General features: G+C 49.6%; 27 protein-coding genes. 14 read left to right on the top strand and 13 right to left on the bottom strand.

What is annotated here, in order from left to right:
* Window positions 1-5: 5 nt before the first annotated feature.
* Window positions 6-269, top strand: a complete 264-nt coding sequence (locus IPL71_RS05430; protein ID WP_345319588.1) for a hypothetical protein — start codon at window positions 6-8, stop codon at window positions 267-269.
* Entirely contained in the window at window positions 224-1,105 is an 882-nt protein-coding gene (locus tag IPL71_RS05425) for a glycosyltransferase (RefSeq protein WP_345319586.1), read from the top strand. Before IPL71_RS05430 ends, IPL71_RS05425 begins: the two co-directional genes overlap by 46 nt.
* Here the strand turns inward: IPL71_RS05425 and IPL71_RS05420 are convergent.
* The 11 genes from IPL71_RS05420 to IPL71_RS05370 form a co-directional block, all read right to left on the bottom strand.
* The gene (locus tag IPL71_RS05420; RefSeq protein ID WP_345319584.1) at window positions 1,089-1,550 is read right to left on the bottom strand and encodes a DUF2214 family protein; all 462 of its coding nucleotides are present in this window, start codon (window positions 1,548-1,550) and stop codon (window positions 1,089-1,091) included. The two genes, IPL71_RS05425 and IPL71_RS05420, sit on opposite strands and share 17 nt — an antisense overlap.
* Window positions 1,551-1,558: 8 nt before the next feature.
* Window positions 1,559-1,798 carry a Rossmann-fold NAD(P)-binding domain-containing protein gene (locus tag IPL71_RS05415; protein ID WP_345319582.1) on the bottom strand — a complete coding sequence of 80 codons (240 nt, stop codon included), beginning with the start codon at window positions 1,796-1,798 and terminating at the stop codon, window positions 1,559-1,561.
* 13 nt (window positions 1,799-1,811) lie between these two features.
* Window positions 1,812-2,507 (bottom strand): NAD-dependent epimerase/dehydratase family protein, encoded by a 696-nt coding sequence (locus tag IPL71_RS05410; RefSeq protein WP_345319580.1) that lies wholly within the window; start codon window positions 2,505-2,507, stop codon window positions 1,812-1,814.
* A 20-nt stretch (window positions 2,508-2,527) separates the two neighbouring features.
* A complete protein-coding gene (locus IPL71_RS05405) occupies window positions 2,528-2,836 on the bottom strand; it encodes a DUF2306 domain-containing protein (protein ID WP_345319578.1) in 309 nt (102 codons plus the stop codon).
* Window positions 2,811-3,236: a DUF2306 domain-containing protein gene (locus tag IPL71_RS05400; protein ID WP_345319576.1), complete on the bottom strand. Its 426-nt coding sequence runs from the start codon at window positions 3,234-3,236 to the stop codon at window positions 2,811-2,813. Before IPL71_RS05400 ends, IPL71_RS05405 begins: the two co-directional genes overlap by 26 nt.
* Window positions 3,237-3,255: 19 nt before the next feature.
* A complete protein-coding gene (locus IPL71_RS05395) occupies window positions 3,256-4,065 on the bottom strand; it encodes a zinc-binding dehydrogenase (RefSeq protein WP_345319574.1) in 810 nt (269 codons plus the stop codon).
* Window positions 4,066-4,312: 247 nt separating this feature from the next.
* A complete protein-coding gene (locus IPL71_RS05390; RefSeq protein WP_345319572.1) occupies window positions 4,313-4,771 on the bottom strand; it encodes a DUF2269 family protein in 459 nt (152 codons plus the stop codon).
* Window positions 4,772-4,782: 11 nt separating this feature from the next.
* Window positions 4,783-5,184, bottom strand: coding sequence for a hypothetical protein (locus IPL71_RS05385; protein WP_345319570.1), 402 nt, complete (start codon window positions 5,182-5,184; stop codon window positions 4,783-4,785).
* A gap of 31 nt (window positions 5,185-5,215) precedes the next feature.
* The gene (locus IPL71_RS05380) at window positions 5,216-6,103 is read right to left on the bottom strand and encodes an NAD(P)H-dependent oxidoreductase (protein ID WP_345319568.1); all 888 of its coding nucleotides are present in this window, start codon (window positions 6,101-6,103) and stop codon (window positions 5,216-5,218) included.
* 87 nt (window positions 6,104-6,190) lie between these two features.
* Window positions 6,191-6,874, bottom strand: coding sequence for a TetR/AcrR family transcriptional regulator (locus tag IPL71_RS05375; RefSeq protein ID WP_345319566.1), 684 nt, complete (start codon window positions 6,872-6,874; stop codon window positions 6,191-6,193).
* A gap of 88 nt (window positions 6,875-6,962) precedes the next feature.
* Complete coding sequence (locus tag IPL71_RS05370; RefSeq protein ID WP_345319564.1) at window positions 6,963-7,814, bottom strand: AlkZ-related protein; 852 nt, start codon at window positions 7,812-7,814, stop codon at window positions 6,963-6,965.
* 130 nt (window positions 7,815-7,944) lie between these two features.
* Between IPL71_RS05370 and IPL71_RS05365 the strand changes: the two genes are divergently transcribed.
* The 12 genes from IPL71_RS05365 (at window position 7,945) to IPL71_RS05310 (ending at window position 19,845) form a co-directional block, all read left to right on the top strand.
* On the top strand, window positions 7,945-9,003 hold the full coding sequence (locus IPL71_RS05365) for an HlyD family secretion protein (protein ID WP_345319562.1): 1,059 nt from the start codon (window positions 7,945-7,947) through the stop codon (window positions 9,001-9,003).
* A gap of 105 nt (window positions 9,004-9,108) precedes the next feature.
* Window positions 9,109-10,251 (top strand): ATP-binding cassette domain-containing protein, encoded by a 1,143-nt coding sequence (locus tag IPL71_RS05360; protein WP_345319560.1) that lies wholly within the window; start codon window positions 9,109-9,111, stop codon window positions 10,249-10,251.
* Window positions 10,248-12,641 carry an ABC transporter permease gene (locus IPL71_RS05355; protein WP_345319558.1) on the top strand — a complete coding sequence of 798 codons (2,394 nt, stop codon included), beginning with the start codon at window positions 10,248-10,250 and terminating at the stop codon, window positions 12,639-12,641. The genes IPL71_RS05360 and IPL71_RS05355 overlap by 4 nt, the downstream gene beginning before the upstream one ends.
* Window positions 12,642-12,887: 246 nt before the next feature.
* Window positions 12,888-13,364, top strand: coding sequence for a hypothetical protein (locus tag IPL71_RS05350; RefSeq protein ID WP_345319556.1), 477 nt, complete (start codon window positions 12,888-12,890; stop codon window positions 13,362-13,364).
* 148 nt (window positions 13,365-13,512) lie between these two features.
* Entirely contained in the window at window positions 13,513-14,310 is a 798-nt protein-coding gene (locus IPL71_RS05345; RefSeq protein ID WP_345319554.1) for an efflux RND transporter periplasmic adaptor subunit, read from the top strand.
* A gap of 182 nt (window positions 14,311-14,492) precedes the next feature.
* Entirely contained in the window at window positions 14,493-15,011 is a 519-nt protein-coding gene (locus tag IPL71_RS05340; RefSeq protein WP_514130744.1) for an efflux RND transporter periplasmic adaptor subunit, read from the top strand.
* Window positions 15,008-15,721, top strand: a complete 714-nt coding sequence (locus tag IPL71_RS05335) for an ABC transporter ATP-binding protein (protein ID WP_345319553.1) — start codon at window positions 15,008-15,010, stop codon at window positions 15,719-15,721. The genes IPL71_RS05340 and IPL71_RS05335 overlap by 4 nt, the downstream gene beginning before the upstream one ends.
* A gap of 18 nt (window positions 15,722-15,739) precedes the next feature.
* A complete protein-coding gene (locus IPL71_RS05330) occupies window positions 15,740-16,966 on the top strand; it encodes an ABC transporter permease (protein ID WP_345319551.1) in 1,227 nt (408 codons plus the stop codon).
* A 92-nt stretch (window positions 16,967-17,058) separates the two neighbouring features.
* Window positions 17,059-17,634, top strand: a complete 576-nt coding sequence (locus IPL71_RS05325) for a hypothetical protein (protein WP_345319550.1) — start codon at window positions 17,059-17,061, stop codon at window positions 17,632-17,634.
* Window positions 17,635-17,810: 176 nt separating this feature from the next.
* Window positions 17,811-18,368, top strand: a complete 558-nt coding sequence (locus tag IPL71_RS05320) for a response regulator transcription factor (protein WP_345319549.1) — start codon at window positions 17,811-17,813, stop codon at window positions 18,366-18,368.
* A complete protein-coding gene (locus IPL71_RS05315) occupies window positions 18,358-18,492 on the top strand; it encodes a winged helix-turn-helix domain-containing protein (protein WP_345319548.1) in 135 nt (44 codons plus the stop codon). Before IPL71_RS05320 ends, IPL71_RS05315 begins: the two co-directional genes overlap by 11 nt.
* A gap of 3 nt (window positions 18,493-18,495) precedes the next feature.
* Window positions 18,496-19,845 carry a sensor histidine kinase gene (locus tag IPL71_RS05310; protein ID WP_345319546.1) on the top strand — a complete coding sequence of 450 codons (1,350 nt, stop codon included), beginning with the start codon at window positions 18,496-18,498 and terminating at the stop codon, window positions 19,843-19,845.
* Between the two features lie 172 nt (window positions 19,846-20,017).
* On the opposite strand, the gene IPL71_RS05305 is transcribed toward IPL71_RS05310, so the two are convergent.
* Entirely contained in the window at window positions 20,018-20,365 is a 348-nt protein-coding gene (locus IPL71_RS05305; protein WP_345319544.1) for a hypothetical protein, read from the bottom strand.
* The gene (locus IPL71_RS05300; RefSeq protein ID WP_345319541.1) at window positions 20,352-20,870 is read right to left on the bottom strand and encodes a DUF4405 domain-containing protein; all 519 of its coding nucleotides are present in this window, start codon (window positions 20,868-20,870) and stop codon (window positions 20,352-20,354) included. The genes IPL71_RS05305 and IPL71_RS05300 overlap by 14 nt, the downstream gene beginning before the upstream one ends.
* Between the last annotated feature and the right edge of the window lie 47 nt (window positions 20,871-20,917).

Genomic DNA, 20,917 nt, shown 5'->3' with positions numbered 1-20,917 from the left:
GCATTATGAATCTTGCAATTGTCCACGAATGGTTAAATATTTATGGCGGGGCTGAAAGACAGCTTGTGGAAATTCTCAGCTTGTATCCACAGGCAGAATTACACGCGCTGATTCACAATAAAGAGAATCTAACTGGCACGCCGCTAGAAAATCGAAAAGTAAAAACTTCGTTCCTGCAAAAATTCCGCGCGTTGAGCATCTCTATCGTGGATTGCTGCCCCTCATGCCGCTTGCCATCGAAAGCATGGATGTGCGCAAATATGATGTAGTGCTATCCATTTCGCACGCGGTGGCGCATGGCATCAAAACTCACAAGAATCAAATTCATATTTCGTATGTTTGCACGCCAATGAGATATGCCTGGCACCTACAGGATGACTATTTACATCTGCATCATTTGGACAAGCCCCTGATCGTTGCCGCAGCCCGCTTAACCCTGAGCCTGTTGCGCCGCTGGGACAGAGAATCAGCATCCCGGGCCGATCACCTGCTCGCCATCTCACAGTGGACAGCACAGAAAATTCAACAAGCCTGGGGGCGCGATTCGCATGTGATTTATCCGCCGGTGGATGTAGATAGATTCTCTCCAGCAAAAGAACGCGGCGATTTTTATCTGCATGTTTCACGGCTTGTGCCGTATAAGATGACGGCTGAAATTGTCCGCGCATTTAATGAGTTGCAACTTCCCCTGGTCATCATTGGCGACGGGCCTGAAATGCCGCACCTGCAAAAACTTGTAAAAGATAATATCAAATTATTAGGATATCAGCCTGATGAAGTTGTGACTGACCTGATGAATCGCGCAAAGGGATTTATTTACATGGCTGTCGAAGATTTTGGCATTGCGATGGTCGAGGCACAGGCGGCGGGATGCCCTGTCATTGCACATGGCAAAGGCGGCGCGGCAGAGATTGTTCAAGATGGAATGAGCGGCTTGTTGTTTCAGGAGCAGACGTCCCGTAGTTTGATCGAGGCGGTTCTTCAATCCGAAAGAATAAAATTAAACAGCAAGGCCGCGCAAGAGAACGCGGCCCGCTTTTCATCCAAAAGATTTCGGGATGAGTTTTCAAATTATATGGAAGCAGCGATCAATTCATCCCGATAGCGCGAGCCATTGCCGGAGCAAAGAATAGAATGAGTACCAGTCCCGCGATCTCGAGCATTAACAGCAAACGAATATTTTTGAATTCCTGCTCAGCGATCTCGGGCGCTTTATTTTCGTTCAGAAACGAATTCCATTTGATGTAGCGAATGGTGGGATAAACAGACAGCAGCCCAACGATCACAAACAACGTCATCTTGATCCAAAACATTGAGCTGGCGCCATAATAGTTTGGACCTTTTTCAAAGAAGAAGACACGCAGCAATCCGACGACAACAAGCAAGCCGGCGGAGATTCCATACCAGCCATCCACTTTTTGAATGCGGCGTGCTTCTTCAACGCGCAGCCCTTTACGGAAGGCAATCAACTCATATACAAGACAAGCCGTTAAAGTAAATGCGCAAATATGATGCAGCGTAGCCATTAAAGAATTTATAAGTACCATCATCATCGCTCCTAGTGTTTTCCGGGGTCGCTCTTGCACCATTCAATCGTAGCCTGCATGGCTTCTTTGAGCGGTGTGCCTTTCCAGCCAAATGCTTTTTCAGCTTTGCTTGAATCCATGATGAAGGGTTTATCCCATTCGTAAAGCATTTCAACAGATTCGCGCATGGCTGGCACGAACAATCCGAGCATACTTAACATGGTCTTACCGGCGGCCATTACTTTAACTTTTTTACCGAGAACATCTTCCATAATTTTAACCAATTCATTTTGTGTGACCGGTGCGGGGAGACGGCGCGAACCAGATCTGTCCGAGTGTATCTTCGCGTGTGCCGAGGGTTGCCAGTAATTTTCCAAAATCGGCGATATAGGAAAATGTGTGCGGCTGGTCTGTTCTGCCAAGTAAGTTAATTGCCTTGCCTGCCAGCGCAGGGCGAATGGCGAAGGAGGTTACAGCGTTATCATCGGGGCCGAAGAAATTGGAAGCCCGCCCAATCGCAGCGCGGACTTTGCCCGCACGATGCGCTTCCATCACTGCATCTGCCATCGCACCGCGGACTTTTCCTTTTTTGGTGTGCGGCTGATATGGCATATCTTCGCGGATGGGTTGTCCGTTGGTATCGCCGTACATATATAGATTGTCACCGGAAATATATTTTGCGCCATTGGTTGCAACGGCATCCAAAATCGCTTTTTGCATGGGCGGGAATTTCTCAGCCCATTCGTGATATTGCGGCTGGGCGCATTGATAAACAGCTTCTGCGCCTTTGGTGACCTCGATATTATTTTTGGTATCGTAGGCATCGCCTTTGACAACTTCCACACCGGCGGGAATACGCGCATCCGCTTTGCCTGAATGACTGATCATGCGGACGGGCTTGCCCAATTTGACCAACTCACGCGCTGTCCACTTGCCGAGTGCGCCTGTACCGAAAACTACGTGCAAATTATTTTGAGTCATGATGATTTTTCCTTTTTGATTTATACATTTTGAGTTTGCGGGCTATTTTGCCCAATTGATGAAATCGTTTGTGGCTTACGGCGGCGCTGGATAATCATTTCAGCGACGATCAGATTTGGAACCCAACTCAACCACATCACCACGCGATAGACTTCGACAAAAAGCGCATCAAAATCGCCCGAATACCTGGTCTGCAAAAATGGCAGTTGTGTGGCTATGAGAGTGCCGAGCCAAAGACGAAGCGTAGCGGCGGCAAAGGTCAATGCAAAACTGCGGATCATCCACTCGCGATGAGATTTAACATTACCCTTGCGGATGCTGCCAGGCATTCCAACCTGTCCATAGCCAGAGGACAGCAAGGGATAACAAACCCACTTCACCGACGAGTCCTGAGATCATGCCGGGGGCGATGATAAATGCCGATAGTCCGCCGATCAGAATCGATACGAGATAGATGCGTCCCATCCAGCGATGGACGACGGGGCGGCGTTTGCGAAATCCATCAAGGAATTGAAACGGGCCGAGCAGCAGCGCAATCCCGCCTGCAAAAGCGTGGACAAATAATCCGACATAGCGCAGTGTGGATTCAGTTGCATAACGCGTTGTGGCGTTATTGAAGTTTTCAGAGTTGAAGGTGATATAGGGCGCCAGAGCCACGATCGTGACACCAACTGCCAGAAATGCCATTATTCCCCAGGGAAGATTTTTTTGAAACAAGTTTTTTTTCATTTTGTTTTTACCATCCTTTTTAATTTATAGATGAGAGTTCATTTGCAAGTAACACGATTTTTCCGTTAACGCCGCGCGCCTCAAGAAGTTGATGAGCTTTCGCGGCATCGGTTAACGATAATTTTTTTGAGATGACCGGTTTGATCTTTCCCTGTTCCAGCAGGTGCATAAGTTCCTTGAGATCATCTGCGAACCAATCAGGGTGCTTTTCTTTGAACGGCACGATGCTGTATATCGAAGCCGATTTACCCGGCGTCAGGGAACTTCGAATCATCAGGGTTGTATAACTGAGCATGGCGCTGCCCTCTTTGCCGATCGCAGAATTGTATGAACCGTACGCAACCAGAATTCCACCGTTTCGCAGACATTGGAAGGATCGCTTGAAGTTCGCTCCGCCAATCGCATCGAACACGACGTCAACACCTTTGGGATCAAGGTTTTCAATCCGATAGACGAAATCTTCTGTTTGGTAGTCGATGTGGATCCCTCCAAGGCTTGAGATCAGCTCGCCAGATTTGGCAGATGCGGTTCCGTAGATTTCCAATCCGTGAAGCGCTCCCAATTGAATCAATGCCGTGCCGACTGCGCCGCCTGCCCCATGAACAAGGATGCGAGCGCCGCGTTTCACTTTTGCGATTCGATGCAGCATTTGGTAAGCGGTCATGTAAGTTAGAACCATGCTTACCGCTTCTGAGGCATCCACGGTTTCAGGGACAGGAACGCAATTGGCTGCCGGTATGCACAGATACTCAGAGTACGCTCCGGTGACTGTCAATTCAGCAATCCGCTGCCCCACCTGAAGATGGGTTACGCCTTCTCCGGAGTTCATTAACCACACCCACAATATCGTAGCCGGGGCAAAAGGCGGCTTTTGTTTTACGCCGTAATAAATCCCTTTCTTATCATCGTATCGGTAAAGCAGGCGCTGGTGGCTAGAGTTTTATTCGTACCTCACCCTTTTTGAGGCTTGGGCAATTCGCTTTCTTCCACAACCCGCAGAACATCGGGGCCGCCATACTTTGTGATCACCACTTTTTTGTAATTCATAAGACATCATCCCTCCCGGGAATCCACTCTTAACTCAATGCCACCAACAACAGGGACAAAAGTACAAGAAGTGCCGCAACGTATCCCCAGGTTTTCCATCGGTTCGCAAGTTGAAAATATTCTGCCGGAAGTTCCTTGCCAGCACTCAGATCGGAGCAGAGTTTCAACTGTTTTTTCTGAGTCGGTATCAGGAAAAGACTCCACACAATGCCTGAAAGGATAAAGGAACTCATCGCAATGCTTAACATGGGCGTGGAATAGATCTGCAACCCAATACGCGGCGCAAGCAGATTACCGCTAATGGCTATCAACATGGCGGCAGGCCCGAGAAGAATATTATCTGTCGTCATGACTGTCTTGTTGGCAAACAAAAGAACGTTGCGGTCTCTTGTGCGCTCTGCACCAAGTTTCCAAAACAACATCAAAACGATGTCACCAACAAAGAGAGTGACGGCAAAGATAAACAGTACTTTTAGCAGAATTAACATGGAATCTCCTTTTATACTTTTTTCTTCAAACTATCAAAGGTAGAGTGAGGTGTTATTGCTTTCAGGTACGGCTGCTTTCTTAATTGATTATTCACTCCGTATTGTTTGGCTTGCTGTTTCCAACCAAACCCGCCAAAAAGTTTATACATCCAATTGGGGATGATGGGTCTGGAAAGAATATCGCGTGCCTCCTGCGGAATTGACATTCCAAGCGCAAGTGAAACGGCAGACAGTTCAAGACTCTTTTTGAGCGGCATGGCGCGTCCATCCATTTCGTTGAGCGGAACGCCGTGAACAAGGCCTTCACCGCCGCCGAGCGCTAAAGAACCAAGCCATGTCATACCAGTCTCGATTGCAAATTGTTCACAGATGGCAAGCGCCGTGTCGTTATGTTTGGCTTCGGAAAACCACAATTCGCGATCGCTGCAAAACTTTGTGCAACCTTCACACTTGTGCGATGGGCAGCAATTTTTCCAGCGCGGCAATGACCGGCGCGGGCAGGCTATCAACATACAAAGGAAATGCCAAAACGATGAGGTCGGCCTGGTCCAGTTTTTCCAGTGTGAGGCGAGTCCGTTCTACGGAATTGAACGAGGTGTAGATCTGAATGGTTTCGGTCTCAACACCGCGCACATTTAACTGCTCCATCAGGTAGCCGCCGAGCGAAGCAGATGTGCTTTTTTTCGCGCGCGGACTTCCTACAAGCAATGCAGCACGGCGAATGGGAGTGGCAGCAGCGGAGGAAATCTCTGCTTTGGAAAGAGCAGGCACGGGTGAGGATGAGGCGCTCTTTATTTCAGCCAGCCAGCCTCGAATCTGATCATCCAAATTTGCTTCGCTATTCACCAATCCAGTGACAGAAGTGGATGCGTACATGTTGATAGCGTTGCGCTGAACAAGTTGACGAAAGACCGCTTCAGACTGCGCGTTTGGCTGATCCATCCACCCGATCGTGAGGACATCGGGATAGTTTTGGTAGCGCGGCTGATGATGGATCTCGCCATTGATGGTGGTGAAGAAGGGTGAAATATTTTGGATCTGATGATCGACCATGCGCTTGAGCGCGGAGGAATATCCGCCGAATGTGATTGGCGTGAGATAAATGACAAAATCGCTTTGCATGATCTTTTCAGCAATGATACGCTTGTCATCGTTAGTATTGCACATGCCAGGGCTGCGTACCCAACAGAAGAAATCACCTGCACAGTTGCCAATTTTTTGTTCGCACAAAACAAGAGTTTCTACATTTGAAAGTTGGGCCTGCAATGACGTTTTGATCTTTGCAGATGTCGGGTCGTTCGGTTGAGAGCCATCGAGAATTAGTGTTTTCATTTTTCGCCTTATTTTTGGCAGCAATTGACCACCAGATGTGATGTGCCATATCACCTGGGTTGAACAAGTTGGTTAATGATTTTGAGATTACAGGTATTGAATTAAGATGTTTTCAATTTCACGGCAGAAGAGTTCGCCGGGATCGGTAATGACCGGAGGGACATGATGCCCGATTTCGAGCATGACCAATCCATGCACACGGCTCCAGATGACAGCGGTTAGATACAGCGCTTCGACATCGGCATTGCCTCCGTAATTTTTCCACGCTTCGAGCATGGACTCAAGTTCGGGTGTGAGTGGAGACAGGCGTTCTATCTTCAATTTCTTCTTTGAATACAAGGCTTGCAACGTATTTCTCAACGGGACAATAGCGCAGGCAGCGGCTGGCATAGTGATGTTTGCAGGAGCGACATAGTTTGGGATGGGCGTGCCAAAAATCAAAAGATAGCGTTGGGGATAGGTAATCGCCCATTCGCGGTAGGCCAACCCAAGCGCATGTAGACGCGCCTTATTATCGTCTGCAGGCAAAACATCAATTGCGGCTTGTTGAGATTCCCCCAGCGAGGTGTACGCGTCCACGATCAGGGCTGTGACGAGCGCGTCACGGTCAGGATGGTAGTTATAGATGGCGGGTGCTGTAATGCCCAATTCACGGGCAATGGAACGCAGGGAGAGGGTTGCGGCACCTGTCTCGGCGATCTGTTTCCATGCCGTTTCTGTGATGGCTTCCTGCAAATTGGGTATCTGTTTTTTGAGTGTTGGTCTGACCATTTTCGCTCCTGATTTACTTTACGCTGTAAATATACAGCGTGTATTTATTTTTGTCAAGGGATACAAAAAGTCGGGCTGTCAGCCCGACTTACAAGATATCTTTGATCGTCAGCCACTCCCCGTCTAGTTTGGGATGCTCGGCCCTTGTCAACTTTTCACTTTCCACTAATTTCGCAATAGTCTTCTTTGTCACATCATTGCCCCAGCCGAATAGCTTATTGACATCGCGCAGATCAGCGGCGCCGAGCATGGAGAAATATAATTCCAGTAATTTTGCACGAGCTTGCGATTCTTTGATCGTCCGTGCTTGTTCGGAAAGGTCGGGATAATGGCGGGTGACGATCTCGTAAATATGCGAATACTTCCATGCGCCGGCTTGGGCTACACCAACGGGCAGAATCTTGAAATCTCTCTGTAACTGCTCAAGGGCTTTGTTAAACTCAGAATCTTTTGCATTTGATAACTTCGCCATCTTGCGCAGATCAAGCGTATTCAATGCGCCGTTATCAAGCAATGTTTCGTAGACTTGTTTTGAGGCTTGTGTTAATCGTCCCTCGTGATAGGCGATGAGATAATCCTCTTCGGGTGAGCCATAATTTTCCGAGAGTGCGTAAAAATACGGGGCTATTTCAAGCGAGATGATGGTGGCTTTGCCGCGCAGAATTTTCCCGTAGTACCAGATTTTTTTATCAAGCGCGTCGTCCTTCCAGCCCCAGGTGATGTGACCGGGGTCGTCGTGTTTATCAGCGACAGGACGGTCACCGGTAACAGCAGTCCATAACGACGGCAGAGAAATGCCTTTGATGGGCCAGAAATATGTGAAGCCGCACGCGTTGACGAAGGTCAATGCCTGGGAGGGAGAGGAAAGCCTTTTAGCGGGAGGCAGGTGAAAGGTCCGCGTGTGATACGTTTGTAATTTCTTCAAGTTGATTTGGGGCATGGGTCCAATTGTAATCCGTCATTTGTCAGCGCGGACAGAAATCCGCGATCTGTGCAACCAAACTCAAAGTAGCTCGTAAATAAACCAGAAAACAAACCCTGATCTAAAAATTATTAAAAGGAAAATCAAGATGAAATACATTAAATTAATCACATTATCCCTTCTTGCCTTGATGATCGCGGCTTGCGGCACAGCCACAGCCACCCCTGAAGCAACTCCGATCCCGACCGTGATCGCTGATACGACCATTATTTCCGAAGGCCGGCTGGAACCTGTCCATTACACAGAACTGGCACTGAATGCCAACGGCTTGATCAGCGAAGTGTTGAAAGTGGAAGGTGACACGGTTGCCGCCGGTGACGTGATCGCGCGTTTGAAATCCAATGAAGCGCAAACCCTTGAAGCCGCGCAAGCCAAAGCCGCGCAGGAACTGACCACCGCTTATCAAGAAGTGCGCGACGCGCAATTCAAGCTCGATAATTTCGATGTCCCTACTGATTTTGCGGGCATGACTCCGCCCGAATCTGTGGCGGCCATGCTTGTAAATTTGGATAAGGCCCGCGCCGATTTTGAACCCTATAAAGATATCAACGATAGAAACCTGCAATTAACCGATGCCCAAAAACGCGGACAGGAAGTTGTGACCGGCACCGCCAAGATCTTCAAAAAAGCATTGGATGACGCCTGGACTCGTTACCGCAAAGCCATTCAATGGATGGAATTGGAATCCGCGGCTCAGAACGCAAACTCGAGGCTGGTTCTTGCTCAACGAGATTATGACGCCCTTCAAGATCCCACCTTCGCTGAAGATACAGCTGGCACACGCGCCGCGCTCGCCAATGCCGAAGTCCGCGCACCGTTTCCGGGTGTGATCACAGATCTGCAGCTTAAAGTTGGTGAGTTCGAGGCTTCCGGTCAGCCGGTGGTGACGATCGCCGATACCACGCAATGGGTTGTGAAGACCAAGGACTTAACTGAAATTGACGTGGTCAATATCAAAGAAGGCCAGTCGGTGACTGTCAAATTTGATGCGCTGCCCGGTGTGGAATTCAAAGGTAACGTGCTTTCGGTCAGCGATAATTTCTCTGAAAACCAGGGTGATGTGGTTTACGAAGTGACCATCCTGCTAACAGATGTTGATCCTGCCATGCGCTGGGGTATGACCGCTGTTGTCACATTTGAGCAGTAAATTTTACAGAAGATAAATTTTTACCAGAGATGAACAGAGATAAACAAAGATATTTTTTCAAATCTCTGTTCACTCTGTGAGATGTTGGCAAGTTAAGAGGTACTCATGGCAATTTCATTTTTCAAATCAAAGACCGAAGATGGGTCGATCGAAAACCGTCCCATCATTGATTTGCGCGAGGTCAATAAATATTACAAGACCGCCGTCGGTGATTATCACGCACTCGAAGGCGTGGATTTGCAGATCAACGCCGGCGAGTTCGTCAGCATTATCGGTAAATCGGGCAGCGGCAAAACCACCCTGCTTAATATGATCACCGGCATTGACCGTCCCACCACCGGCGAAGTATGGGTCAACGGCACGGGCGTTCACAAATTAAACGAAAACCAGATGGCACGCTGGCGTGGAAAAAATCTCGGCATCGTCTTTCAATTTTTTCAATTGCTGCCGATGATCTCTGTCATCGAAAATATTATGCTGCCAATGGATTTCTGCCGCACCTATCCAATGAACGAGCGCCGCAAACGCGCGATGGATCTATTGGAACTGGTTGAACTCGCAGACCACGCGCATAAACTCCCCACCGCGCTTTCGGGCGGTCAGCAGCAGCGTGTGGCGATTGCGCGCGCGCTGGCAAATGATCCGCCAGTAATTATTGCGGATGAACCAACCGGTAACCTTGATTCAAAAACAGCCGAGTCTGTCTTTGCCTTGTTCAACGATCTGATCTCCAAAGGCAAGACCATCATCATCGTCACCCACGACAGCGGACTTGCGAAACGCACGCATCGCACAGCCTTGATCGCAGACGGTGAAATTGTCAACGAGTATGTTGCCAAAGCCATGCCCACGTTGACCGCTACACAATTATTGCAAGCCACAAAAAATGCAAAAGTACAAACTTACGAAGCCGGTTCGATGATCCTTTCTGAAGGCACCAATGCAGATACGTTTTACGTTGTCGCAAAAGGAACGGTGGAAGTGATCCTGCCGCGTCCGAATCAATCGGATGTGATCGCGCTTCAACTCGGACCGGGAAAATGTTTCGGCGAAATGGAATTTTTCCACGAGAAGAAACATCTGGCGTCCATTCGCGCTTCGGAAGCGGGGCCGGTTGAGGTGTTGGCGATCGGGTATGACCAACTGTCAGAATTGCTGAAACAGTCAGACGTTACGCGCGAAGCGCTGCATCAGATGGCAGATAAACACGAAGGTGAGAATTTATCCAAACGTGGAGTTGCGTCATGATGAGCAGTCGTTGGAAAAAAGTCTGGGCTGATTTTTGGAGCAATCGCGGACGGACTTTCCTGACCATCATCACCATTGCAGTCGGTACATTTGCGGTTGGATTCAACAGCAACATGGGACTGTACATGAACGAAAGCATGGACGGCGATTATCTTTCTGCGAATCCATCTGAAGGCGAAGTGTATGCCTATCCGTTGAATGATGACATGGTGAAGATGGCGCGCGCTGTGCCCGGCGTGGATACAGTGGAAGGATTTTCTTCCGTCGGTGCGCGCATTGTCCACACAGATGGAACATTTGTGGATATTAGTTTCACTTCCGTGGAAGACCCGAGCCTGTTGACGTTGAACACACTCAAACCTGCAAAGGGTGAAACTGTAGTTCCAAAATATGGCGAAAAAGAAACCATCCTTGATGCCAGCGCCCTTTCGCTTGGATATAAACCCGGCGATAAGATCCTTTTGGAATTGGGCGACGGCAAAAAACGCGAACTCACACTCGCTGGCTACACTCACGCGGTGACGGGCTTTCCATATAATCTGGCGCGACAGGTTAATGCATATGTCACACCTGATACGCTGGAATGGCTGGGTGGTAATACATCCAACTATGACAGATTATCGATCAGCGTTTTGGAAAAGCAGACCGATCAGGAGCATGTGACCGAAGTGGCACAGGCTGTGGCAGACCGCATGGAACGCGCGGGTGCGACTGTGTATTTTGTCAGTGTGTATCAGCCGGGTCATCACTTTGCATATAGTATTACGCAGGGCGTCTTCTTTGTCTTGAACGTACTCGGTTATCTGACCGTTTTTCTAAGCGGATTTTTGATCGTCAACACAATCACAGCCTTGATGACTCAGCACACCAGACAGATCGGCATCATGAAAGCCATCGGCGGCGGGACGATGCAAATATTCAGCATGTATTTTGTGTTGATCTTAAGTTTTGGAATTGGTTCGCTGTTGATCGCGGTTCCGTTGGCGAATGCAGTTTCAGAAAACATCGGCGGCGGCATGGCAGAGTGGTTGAATTTTTACACCCTGCCGTATAAAGGATACACGTCCACTTTAATACAGCAGATAGTGGTGGCGATCGTCGTGCCTTTGGTGGCGGCCATCTTCCCGATCTATAACAGCGTGAAAGTCACTGTGCGTGAGGCGTTGAGTGACTACGGTCTCGGCGGCAACGCGAAACCCAAAGATGACTCAGTCAACCGTAACTCGGTTTTGATTCCGCGCCCGATCCGCATTTCACTGCGCAATACATTTAGACGCAAGACAAGACTCAGTATTACATTGTTCACTTTGGTATTGGGCGGTGCGGTATTTATCGCTGTCTATAATCTGTGGGCTTCCTTTGATAAAGTGATGGTGGATATTCAAGGATATTTTCTGGCGGATATTAACGTGGCCTTTGATCACGGCTACCGCTTTGATAAAGTAGCCGGCATCGCAGAAAGCATCCCCGGTGTCGAAAGCGCCGAAGGCTGGCTGGAATATCCCGGCACGCTCAAGATGGGAGATGACGAGACCGGCACGCAAATTTTGTTTGTCGCGCCGCCTTCCACATCCACTTTGATCGACCCGATCATTTCATCGGGACGCTGGCTGCAACCCGGTGACGAAAACGCGATCGTGATCGGCAACCATCTGCTGCAAATCTTCCCGGACCTGAAACCCGGTGACTGGTTAACGATCGAAGCGAACGGCAAGGAAACAGACTGGCAGATCGTGGGCACGTATAGCATTACCGGAAATATCAGTCCGCCGTTGTTGTATGTTAATTATGAATATTTGAGCGTACTGGTTGGCGAGCCTGAGATGGCGTATTCCCTGCGCATCATCACCTCACAACATGACTCGGCTACACAAAAAAGAATCAACGATCAGATCCAGTCCGCTTTTGAAGCGCGCGGAATTAATATCAGTTCCACACAACTCGGCGCGGACTTTATCACCGATCAGAAAGCACAGACGGATATCCTCGTTTATTTCATGCTAGTCATGGCGAGTTTGATCGCGGTTGTCGGCGGACTGGGATTGATGGGTACGATGAGCATCAACGTGTTGGAGCGCACGCGTGAGATCGGTGTGATGCGCGCCATCGGCGCCAGCAATGGCGATATTCAAGCGATCGTGATTACCGAAGGCATGGTGATCGGCATCCTCAGTTGGGCGATCAGTATCTTGGTGGCGATCCCGATTACGAACGTGCTTTGTTACGGGGTTGGTGTGGCGATCTTGACCGCTCCGATGCCTGCTGTCTACGGTGCAAGCGGAATCATCGCCTGGTTGATCTTTACACTGGTGCTTGGTACGCTGGCGAGTGCATTACCTGCACGAAGGGCCTCAAGGTTGACAGTGAAGGATACGTTGGCTTATGAGTAGGAAGGGGAAAACGGGTAAACAAGTAAATAGGTAGATTGGTAATTGGTAATTGGTGGACACGTAGACTTGGGTCTGCGTGTCTACTTTTTTGTTTGCTTTGCTTGTTTTTTTGCACACAAATTTCACACAATTTCTCCACTGCCGTGTAATTCTGTAATGAGAAACTAGAGTCAATAAAGCACACGCTTTAGGCCCTTGTTCTTACAGACAAGCGGAACTTCAAAATTCTTTACCGGAGATAAAAAAATGAAAAATAATAAATGGTTGAACTATACACTGGGCATCCTGTTGACTCTCGTTGTGCTTGTAGTTGTAGCAGGTGCGGGATTCCGTACCGGAATGATGCAAAATGCATCCTTTGCACGTCCTGCCTTCGCTCACAATTTTGACGGCGGGCCGCAGGCGATGCGTGGAAATCAGCCGGGCAATTTCCAGAATAACGATGGACCACAGTCCATGCAGGGAAATTTCCACGACAATGGCGGGCCGCAATCCATGCAAGGCAATTCCCGCAACAAAGGATTTGGGAATGATCGCGGCGGCATGAACTTCCGCTCCCCTCTTTTCGGGTTGATCCATGTCGCTTTGCTGGGACTTCTCGGCTGGTTTGGATATACGCTGGTGAAGAAGAGCGGCTGGAGAATTACCCGCGTGGCGGCTACTGCTCCAGTGGTAGAGGAAACTCCGAGTGTGGAGGTTGAGGAGAAAAAAGAATCAGAGTAGAGAAATCTAATTGAACAGAATCAGGCGTCCGCTTCGAAAGAGGCGGGCGTTTTTTAATCCGCATGATTTCCACATGATTCCATGACAGCTTCTCCATAGCCTTTTTATATACTGAGGTATCAAAAAGAATTTCACAAAGAGGTTGCAAATGGAAACACTGTCAAAATTCAATGTCCGTTTTACAAAAGGTGTGGGGAAAATTGAAGGCTCAAGGTTGTTCTCGAAATTCGGGAAAAAGACCTGGTGGATGATCGCAGTTGTTGCACTGCTGGTGATCGGCGGCAGCGTTGCGTATTATCAAATGACTGCCGTGGATACGGAAACGGCAACGACCGACACGCTGCAAACAACTGTCGCTCGAAAGAGTGATTTGATCCTGTATGCAAGCGGCACCGGAACTTTGATCGCGGTGGATGAAGTGGATCTGGGATTCACCACCAGCGGACAAGTGAACAAGATCAATGTGAAAGTTGGCGATACGGTGAAAGCCGGCGATGTGCTTGCGACGATCAATGACTCGAGTACACAAATTAAATACATTCAAGCCAAACGTACGTTGCTTGAGTTGACTTCTGTTGCATCTGTTGCCGCCGCGGAAGAAGCAGTAGCCGCCGCGCAAACGGAAGTTGTAACTGCGGTGAATCAGGTTTCGTATTTGATCAGTCCGGCTGTGTATTACTGGGAAACAGAAGTGGAATCGGCAACGCTGAAACTTGAAGAAGCGAAGGCTGCCGCAGCAAGTGCGCCCAATGATGCAGAGTTGCAAGCCGCGCAGAAAAAGCGGAAGAGTATCTGGATTATGTGGAAGATAAACTCAGCGGCGTTTGGTATTACTACGATCATCAATACATCAAAAATACTTTCACTGTCTTTGATAAGGCCAGCGGACTTAAATCTGTTTCTGCGCCGTCGGATGCAGAGATCGCAGAAGCACGCGCCGCGTTGACGCAGGCTGAGGCCACACTTCAAGAAGCGGAATATTTGTACGCGGCATTGACCGGCGGAGAAGTCCCCGAGAATGCGACGGGTTCCGGCCTGACTGAATTGGAACAGGCTCAACTTGACCTTGAAGCTGCTGAAGTAGATTTGGCAGGCACTACGCTGGTTTCACCGATCAACGGGACAGTGATGTCTCTTGATATGAGCATCGGCGACACAGTCGGCACCACTTCGGTCATGACTGTTGCAGATTTGAGCCAGCAGTATCTCGAAGTCTTTTTAGATGAGTCTGATTGGGCAAATGTCAGCGCGGGGTACCCGACAGAAGTGATCTTCGATATTTTGCCTGACTCTACATTTACAGGCATCGTGACTCAGATTGACCCCGGCCTGTATACCGAATCTGGTTCTTCAGCAGTGCGTGCCATTGTGCAATTGACCGCCGTGGACGATGACACTTTCAACCTGCCGCTCGGCACCAGCGCGGCAGTGGATGTGATCGGCGGTGAAGCAATTGACGCGATTCTCATTCCGGTGGAAGCCTTGCATGATGCGGGTGATGGTAAATACGCGGTCTTTGTTTTGGAGAACGGAGTTCCGCGCTTGCAAATGGTGGAGATCGGTATCAAAGATCTAACTTCTGTTGAGATCACATCGGGATTAAACCCCGGCGATGTTGTCACAACCGGTATCGCGGAGACACAATGAACGGGAAGCGCAAGATCATCGAAACAATGGACATTACCAAGGTCTATGGCATGGGCGACATCAGCGTGGCCGCGCTCAACGGCGTGAGCATCACCATTGAATCGGGTGAGTTCGTAGCTATCATGGGTCAATCGGGATCGGGCAAAAGCACACTGATGCATATTTTGGGTTGCCTCTCGCGTCCCACATCCGGCCAGTATTTTTTAGATGGTGAAGATGTCAGTCAATTAGATAAGGTTCAATTGGCGGGAGTCCGCAACCGTAAGATCGGATTTATTTTTCAATCCTACAATTTGCTGGCACGCACGTCCGCTTTGCGAAATGTGACCTTGCCTTTGCTGTATGACCATGCAAATCCAAAGTCACAGGAAGAAGCGGATGCAAAAGCCGAAAAATTATTAGATATGGTCGGACTATCTGGACGCATCAATCATCAGCCGCACGAACTCTCCGGCGGACAGCAGCAGCGCGTGGCCGTTGCGCGTGCGTTGATCAACGATCCGGTGCTGGTCATCGGCGATGAGCCAACCGGTAATCTCGACAGCCGCTCGGGTGAAGAGATCATGAATTTACTACACACTTTACACGCACAGGGAACCACCATCGTGATGGTGACTCATGACCCAAAGATCGCGGCGCATACCCAGCGCACGATCAGCTTATTGGATGGCGTAGTAGATACTGTGATTCATAACGGCACAACGGAGTGAAAAATAAGAAGGTGCAATATGAAACTGTCTGAAGCCGCGCATATCGCCTGGGAAGCGATCCTCAAGAATAAGATCCGCTCGTTTCTGACGATGCTGGGAATCATCATCGGCGTGGCGGCGGTCATCATCATGGTCGCCATCAGCGCAGGGACAGAAGCCACCATTCAGGAACAGATCACCTCACTCGGTTCCAATCTGATCTTTGTGCAGGGTTCCATGTCTCGCGGCGGACCCGGTCAGCCGCCCACCGGCGGACTGGTCTTCGACGATGCCGCCGCCATCGAAGATGGAGTCAGCGGTGTGACTTCGGTGGTGGTTGAACAGAGCTCAAGTGAAACTGTCAAATTCGGCGATGTATCTTTTGACGATGTTTCCATTCTCGGCACCACTTCGGGCTTTCCTTCTGTGCGTGATATGGAACTCGCCGATGGACGTTACTTCACCGACAAGGAAATAGACCGCAAACAAAAAATGGTCGTGCTGGGCTCCGCCATTGCCGAAGAATTATTCGGCGAAGACGATCCCATCGGACAGGTCATCACAGTTGGCACGACAAAATTAACTGTGATCGGTGTCATGGAAGAAAAAGGCATCGTCGGCACTACTGATTACGACTCGTACGTCTTCATGCCCATCACCGTTGTCTTTCAAAAATTCACGCCTTCCATGTTCGCCCGCATCATGGGCGACAGCATCCGCATGATCTATGTGGAAGTAGACCCCGATGAAAACATTGACGACATTATCACGCAAGTGGAACTGCTGCTTGTCAAACGCCATGAGTTAACACTCGACACCGCAGATTTCACCGTCACCACACAGCAGGATATTATTTCCACGCAAGAGTCAACCACGTCCGCGTTTCGTTCTTTGCTGGCCTGGGTCGCGGGCGTTTCGTTGATCGTCGGTGGTATCGGCATCATGAACATCATGCTGGTCAGCGTCACCGAGCGCACACGCGAGATCGGCATTCGTCAATCTGTCGGCGCCACGCCTGATGATATCCGCCTGCAATTCTTAACCGAAGCGCTGATGCTCAGTATCGTCGGCGGGCTGATCGGCATCCTGGTTGGTGTGGGCGGCGCGTATATTTTTGGCGCACTGAGCGATATGCGCACCGTGGTGCAACTTAGCTCGATCGCGCTCGCCTTTAGTTCCGCTGCCATTGTCGGCGCTTTCTTTGGCTATTATCCCGCCAATCAAGCCGCACTGCTCGATCCTATTGAAGCGTTGAGATATGAATAAGATGGTTTTTTATGGAGTGGAACAGCAAGCTGTTCCACATACACCAGCGGCAAGCCGCTGGACTCCATAGCTAAAATAAAAGGAAACTTATCATGAACAAAAAATTCTTCTGGACCTCAATCACCCTCCTCGCGTTGACATTAACCGCCTGCGCATCTTCCACAGGGACACCTGCCTCTGCTCCGAGCAGCGGACCCGACGCTGCGGAATTGCCCGTGCAAACCAAACTTGTCCTCGGCACCATCAACCTCGAAGAGACAGACTATCCGGTCCCTTCTGAGCAAGCCGCAGAACTGCTGCCCATGTTTTATGTTTTACAGGACTTAAACGACAGCGACACCGCCGCACAGGAAGAGATCGACGGACTCGTTGCGCAAATTCAAGAGACACTGACCGCAGAGCAGACTCAAGCCATAGACGGCATGAGCCTGTCCATGCGCGATGTGTTCGCCATCAGCCAAGGCAGCAGCGGAAACACAAGCTCTTCGGATGCTGAATCAGCTACCAGCGCGGGAGGTCCGCCGGATATGGGAGCGGGGGACCGCCTGACATGGGCGGAATGCCCGGCGGTGGGATGCAATCCACAGGCACGACATCCACAAGCAGTGACACCAGCGCCGCGCCCGTCATGGATACCAGCACCCCGTCTGCGTTGTTTGATGCCGTGATCGCATTATTGCAAAAGAAAATTGACGCGTAAATTTCCACACAATTTCTTCACACGCCAACCAGCCTTCCTTATGGCATAATGCAATTACAAAATTAAACATCACCCCGAAGGTTTCAAAAATAGTTTACAAAATCTTCGGGGTGTTCACCTGAAAATAAAAGAAAGAATAAACCCATGCCTCAAACCATTCTGATCGTTGACGATGAAAAACGCCTTGTCTCCCTTGTTGAGAGTTATCTTATACAGGAAGGCTATCGTGTTGCCACGGCCTATAACGGCAGGGAAGCGCTGACCGTTGCAGACAGAGAAAACCCAGACCTGATCATTCTCGATATTATGATGCCTGAGATGAACGGTTATGACTTCATGCGCATTCATCGTGCCGAACACGATACACCGATCATCATGCTGACCGCCAAAGTGGAAGATGACGATAAGGTCATCGGCCTCGAACTTGGCGCGGATGATTATGTAGTTAAGCCGTTCAAGCCGCGTGAGTTGATGGCGCGTGTGCGCAATGTCTTGCGCCGCATGGGCAAATCTGAACCGACTGGCAAAACGCTCAAAGTGGCCGATATTGTTTTAGACCGCGACAGCCGTGAAGTGCTGGTCGGCGAACGCAGCATTGATCTGACCCCTCCGAGTTTGATTTGCTCGCCGCCCTCATGGGCGCCCGGGCCGCGTCTTCTCGCGCCTCGATCTGCTCGATGTAATTCAAGGTGTGCGCTATGAAGGCTACGAACGCACCATTGATACGCACATCAAAAATCTGCGCGCCAAAGTGGAAGAAGATCCGCGCAAACCGCATCGCATTGAAACTGTCTACGGCGTGGGCTATCGCTTGAGCAAGGCTTAATCCATGCGTTCCATCACCACCAAACTCATCCTCGCATTTCTTGCAGTCAGCCTGATCAGCATCGGCGTGATCGTGGCGTCCATCCGCTTTTCCACGAACCGCGAATTTGATAAATTTATTTCCAATCAATACGAAACAGAACTGGCTGAGGAACTTGTCAAATATTACGAAACCAACAACACCTGGGATAACGTCAACACCGCGCGCCTCGGGCGCACCGCCACCCAGTTTGGTCCGCAGGGTGATAAGCCCTCCAATTTTTGCGTCACCGATATTCAAGGCGTCGTCGTTATGGAAAGTTTCGCGCACAAAATTGGCGATACCGTCAGCCTGGATGTGCTCAATCAATCGATCGTCCTCAAAGCCAACGACATCACGGTTGGGCATCTGCTGATTGAAAGGCCGCCCGATAAACGCGACCCCATGGAAGACGAATTTATCAAAAGGCTTGATCTTTCTCTTTTTCTCACCGCCATTGGCACGATCATCCTCGCATTTATTTTTGGCGCCATTCTTTCGCGCACCATCACCCGTCCCATTCGCGAGTTAACCAAAGCCACACATGAAATGGCCGGCGGAAATTTCGGCCAGCAAGTGCCTGTCCGCTCGCGTGATGAAATTGGCGAGCTCGCAGCCTCCTTCAACAAAATGAACGGCGATCTCAATCGCTCTTTCAATCTGCGCAAACAAATGACCGCCGATATCGCCCACGAACTGCGCACACCGCTCAGCCTGATCATCGGTCATGCCGAAGCCGTGCATGATGGCGTCCTGCCGCCCTCGAAGGAAAATTTCGAGATCATCCGCGAAGAAGCCGAAAGACTCGAACAACTCGTCAAAGACCTGCGCACTTTATCCCTTGCCGATGCGGGCGAACTCTCAGTGGAATTCCAACCCGTGGACATTAACAAACTACTGGGCGACATCCAATCCCATTACATGATCCAGTTCAATCAAAAGCGCATCGCCCTTAATCTGGAACCTGCTCCTGTTATTCTGCAAGTGAATCTTGATCCGATCCGCTTCTCGCAAGTGCTGACGAATATCCTCGATAACGCTCTGCGCTACACCCCCGAAGAAGGTAGCGTCGCCATCACCATAAACAAAAATGACAAACAGGCAGAGATCAGCATTCAAGACAGCGGCAACGGAGTCACCCCCGAAGACGCCGCCCATCTCTTCGACCGCTTCTACCGCGCCGACGAAGCGCGCAACCGCAATGACGGCGGATCAGGTCTCGGTCTCGCGATTGCCAAGTCCATTGTGGAAATGCACAAAGGCAGTATCTGGGCCGAAATCGAAAAAGGCAAAGGATTAAAAGTCATTATCCACTTGCCGCTTATACAACAATAGACCTCTTGCCTAACTAATGCATAATAAACCACTAAGTCACTAAGTTTTTTTCTTCGAGTCTTTGAGACTTTGTGCCTTTGTGGTAAAAAAAACAGACTTTTGTAAGAGATCAAATAAATCAAATCACAGGTAAAAAGAGGCGTTCCGCTTGGAACGCCTCTTTTGTCACTTATCACTCGCTTTTGATGGTTCTACTTCCTGAATTCTTCTTTTTCTTCTTCGCCACACTCTTCGGCCAGACAATGATCGTCACCAGCACCGCCATCACACCCACATTCTTGATCAGCCCAAACAGCCAGCGCGGACCATTCAAACCACCCTCGCCGCGTTCACGCCGGTTCTCACCGCCTTCAGGTCTGAAACCATCCCCATCGCCGTCGGGGCGGAACTGGGGAGTGCCGTCAAAATCAGGCAGATTTGCCCCGCTCGCGTTGACCGCAGTTACCATCAAACCTGAGAAAATAGCGAAGACCGCAAGAATGACAAAGTTCGTCCAAGGATTTTCATCATAATGAAACATCCTTCTTTTGTTTGGCAGAAAACAACCGCACAACAGGCTGGATCAGATATTTATTGAATGTGTTCACGATCCAGTTCCAATGCAAAGCCGTGTGAATTCCCAGCAGCAGCAAAGCGATATTGGCAGACATATCATGCAGTCTGCGCCAGGCAAATCCCAACGGAAGTTCAAAGCCCATTAATGGCATGGCCACTTCCGAGATCATAATGCCGGAAATCATGATGAGCGTTCCATCGATGAACAATAGCCAGTTCAAAATGTAGTTGATGCGATTTTGTCCGCCCAGTTTTCCCAGAAACCGGCGCGTGATCTCTGCGATCCAATCCCAGTTTAATAACAAATGGACAACCATCGCCCCGATCATGGACAGACTCAACCATTCGTGAATGGCGAGTCCGCTGGTGTGCGGGTCCATGGTGATCAAAAATCCGATAAAGATCAAAACATCCACCCACCACTTACTTTTTGTCTGGCTTACAGCGCCTTTTGATACCTCATTAGTCATATTATCTCCTTGTGTAGTTTCACTATTTTATGGGGTTTCAAATTTTC

Source organism: Candidatus Villigracilis proximus (assembly GCF_016717045.1).
Lineage (GTDB): Bacteria > Chloroflexota > Anaerolineae > Anaerolineales > Villigracilaceae > Villigracilis > Villigracilis proximus.
The sequence above is the reverse complement of the archived record's forward strand: the minus strand, read 5'-3'. Positions and strand labels throughout refer to the sequence as shown.

Coding starts and splice junctions, on each gene's coding strand:
- IPL71_RS05430 (WP_345319588.1), top strand. CDS start 6: ATGAATCTTGCAATTGTCCACGAATGGTTAAATATTTATGGCGGGGCT.
- IPL71_RS05425 (WP_345319586.1), top strand. CDS start 224: ATGCCGCTTGCCATCGAAAGCATGGATGTGCGCAAATATGATGTAGTG.
- IPL71_RS05420 (WP_345319584.1), bottom strand. CDS start 1,550: ATGATGGTACTTATAAATTCTTTAATGGCTACGCTGCATCATATTTGC.
- IPL71_RS05415 (WP_345319582.1), bottom strand. CDS start 1,798: ATGGAAGATGTTCTCGGTAAAAAAGTTAAAGTAATGGCCGCCGGTAAG.
- IPL71_RS05410 (WP_345319580.1), bottom strand. CDS start 2,507: ATGACTCAAAATAATTTGCACGTAGTTTTCGGTACAGGCGCACTCGGC.
- IPL71_RS05405 (WP_345319578.1), bottom strand. CDS start 2,836: ATGCCTGGCAGCATCCGCAAGGGTAATGTTAAATCTCATCGCGAGTGG.
- IPL71_RS05400 (WP_345319576.1), bottom strand. CDS start 3,236: ATGAAAAAAAACTTGTTTCAAAAAAATCTTCCCTGGGGAATAATGGCA.
- IPL71_RS05395 (WP_345319574.1), bottom strand. CDS start 4,065: ATGAACTCCGGAGAAGGCGTAACCCATCTTCAGGTGGGGCAGCGGATT.
- IPL71_RS05390 (WP_345319572.1), bottom strand. CDS start 4,771: ATGTTAATTCTGCTAAAAGTACTGTTTATCTTTGCCGTCACTCTCTTT.
- IPL71_RS05380 (WP_345319568.1), bottom strand. CDS start 6,103: ATGAAAACACTAATTCTCGATGGCTCTCAACCGAACGACCCGACATCT.
- IPL71_RS05375 (WP_345319566.1), bottom strand. CDS start 6,874: ATGGTCAGACCAACACTCAAAAAACAGATACCCAATTTGCAGGAAGCC.
- IPL71_RS05370 (WP_345319564.1), bottom strand. CDS start 7,814: ATGCCCCAAATCAACTTGAAGAAATTACAAACGTATCACACGCGGACC.
- IPL71_RS05365 (WP_345319562.1), top strand. CDS start 7,945: ATGAAATACATTAAATTAATCACATTATCCCTTCTTGCCTTGATGATC.
- IPL71_RS05360 (WP_345319560.1), top strand. CDS start 9,109: ATGGCAATTTCATTTTTCAAATCAAAGACCGAAGATGGGTCGATCGAA.
- IPL71_RS05355 (WP_345319558.1), top strand. CDS start 10,248: ATGATGAGCAGTCGTTGGAAAAAAGTCTGGGCTGATTTTTGGAGCAAT.
- IPL71_RS05350 (WP_345319556.1), top strand. CDS start 12,888: ATGAAAAATAATAAATGGTTGAACTATACACTGGGCATCCTGTTGACT.
- IPL71_RS05345 (WP_345319554.1), top strand. CDS start 13,513: ATGGAAACACTGTCAAAATTCAATGTCCGTTTTACAAAAGGTGTGGGG.
- IPL71_RS05340 (WP_514130744.1), top strand. CDS start 14,493: ATGTCTCTTGATATGAGCATCGGCGACACAGTCGGCACCACTTCGGTC.
- IPL71_RS05335 (WP_345319553.1), top strand. CDS start 15,008: ATGAACGGGAAGCGCAAGATCATCGAAACAATGGACATTACCAAGGTC.
- IPL71_RS05330 (WP_345319551.1), top strand. CDS start 15,740: ATGAAACTGTCTGAAGCCGCGCATATCGCCTGGGAAGCGATCCTCAAG.
- IPL71_RS05325 (WP_345319550.1), top strand. CDS start 17,059: ATGAACAAAAAATTCTTCTGGACCTCAATCACCCTCCTCGCGTTGACA.
- IPL71_RS05320 (WP_345319549.1), top strand. CDS start 17,811: ATGCCTCAAACCATTCTGATCGTTGACGATGAAAAACGCCTTGTCTCC.
- IPL71_RS05310 (WP_345319546.1), top strand. CDS start 18,496: ATGCGTTCCATCACCACCAAACTCATCCTCGCATTTCTTGCAGTCAGC.
- IPL71_RS05305 (WP_345319544.1), bottom strand. CDS start 20,365: ATGTTTCATTATGATGAAAATCCTTGGACGAACTTTGTCATTCTTGCG.
- IPL71_RS05300 (WP_345319541.1), bottom strand. CDS start 20,870: ATGACTAATGAGGTATCAAAAGGCGCTGTAAGCCAGACAAAAAGTAAG.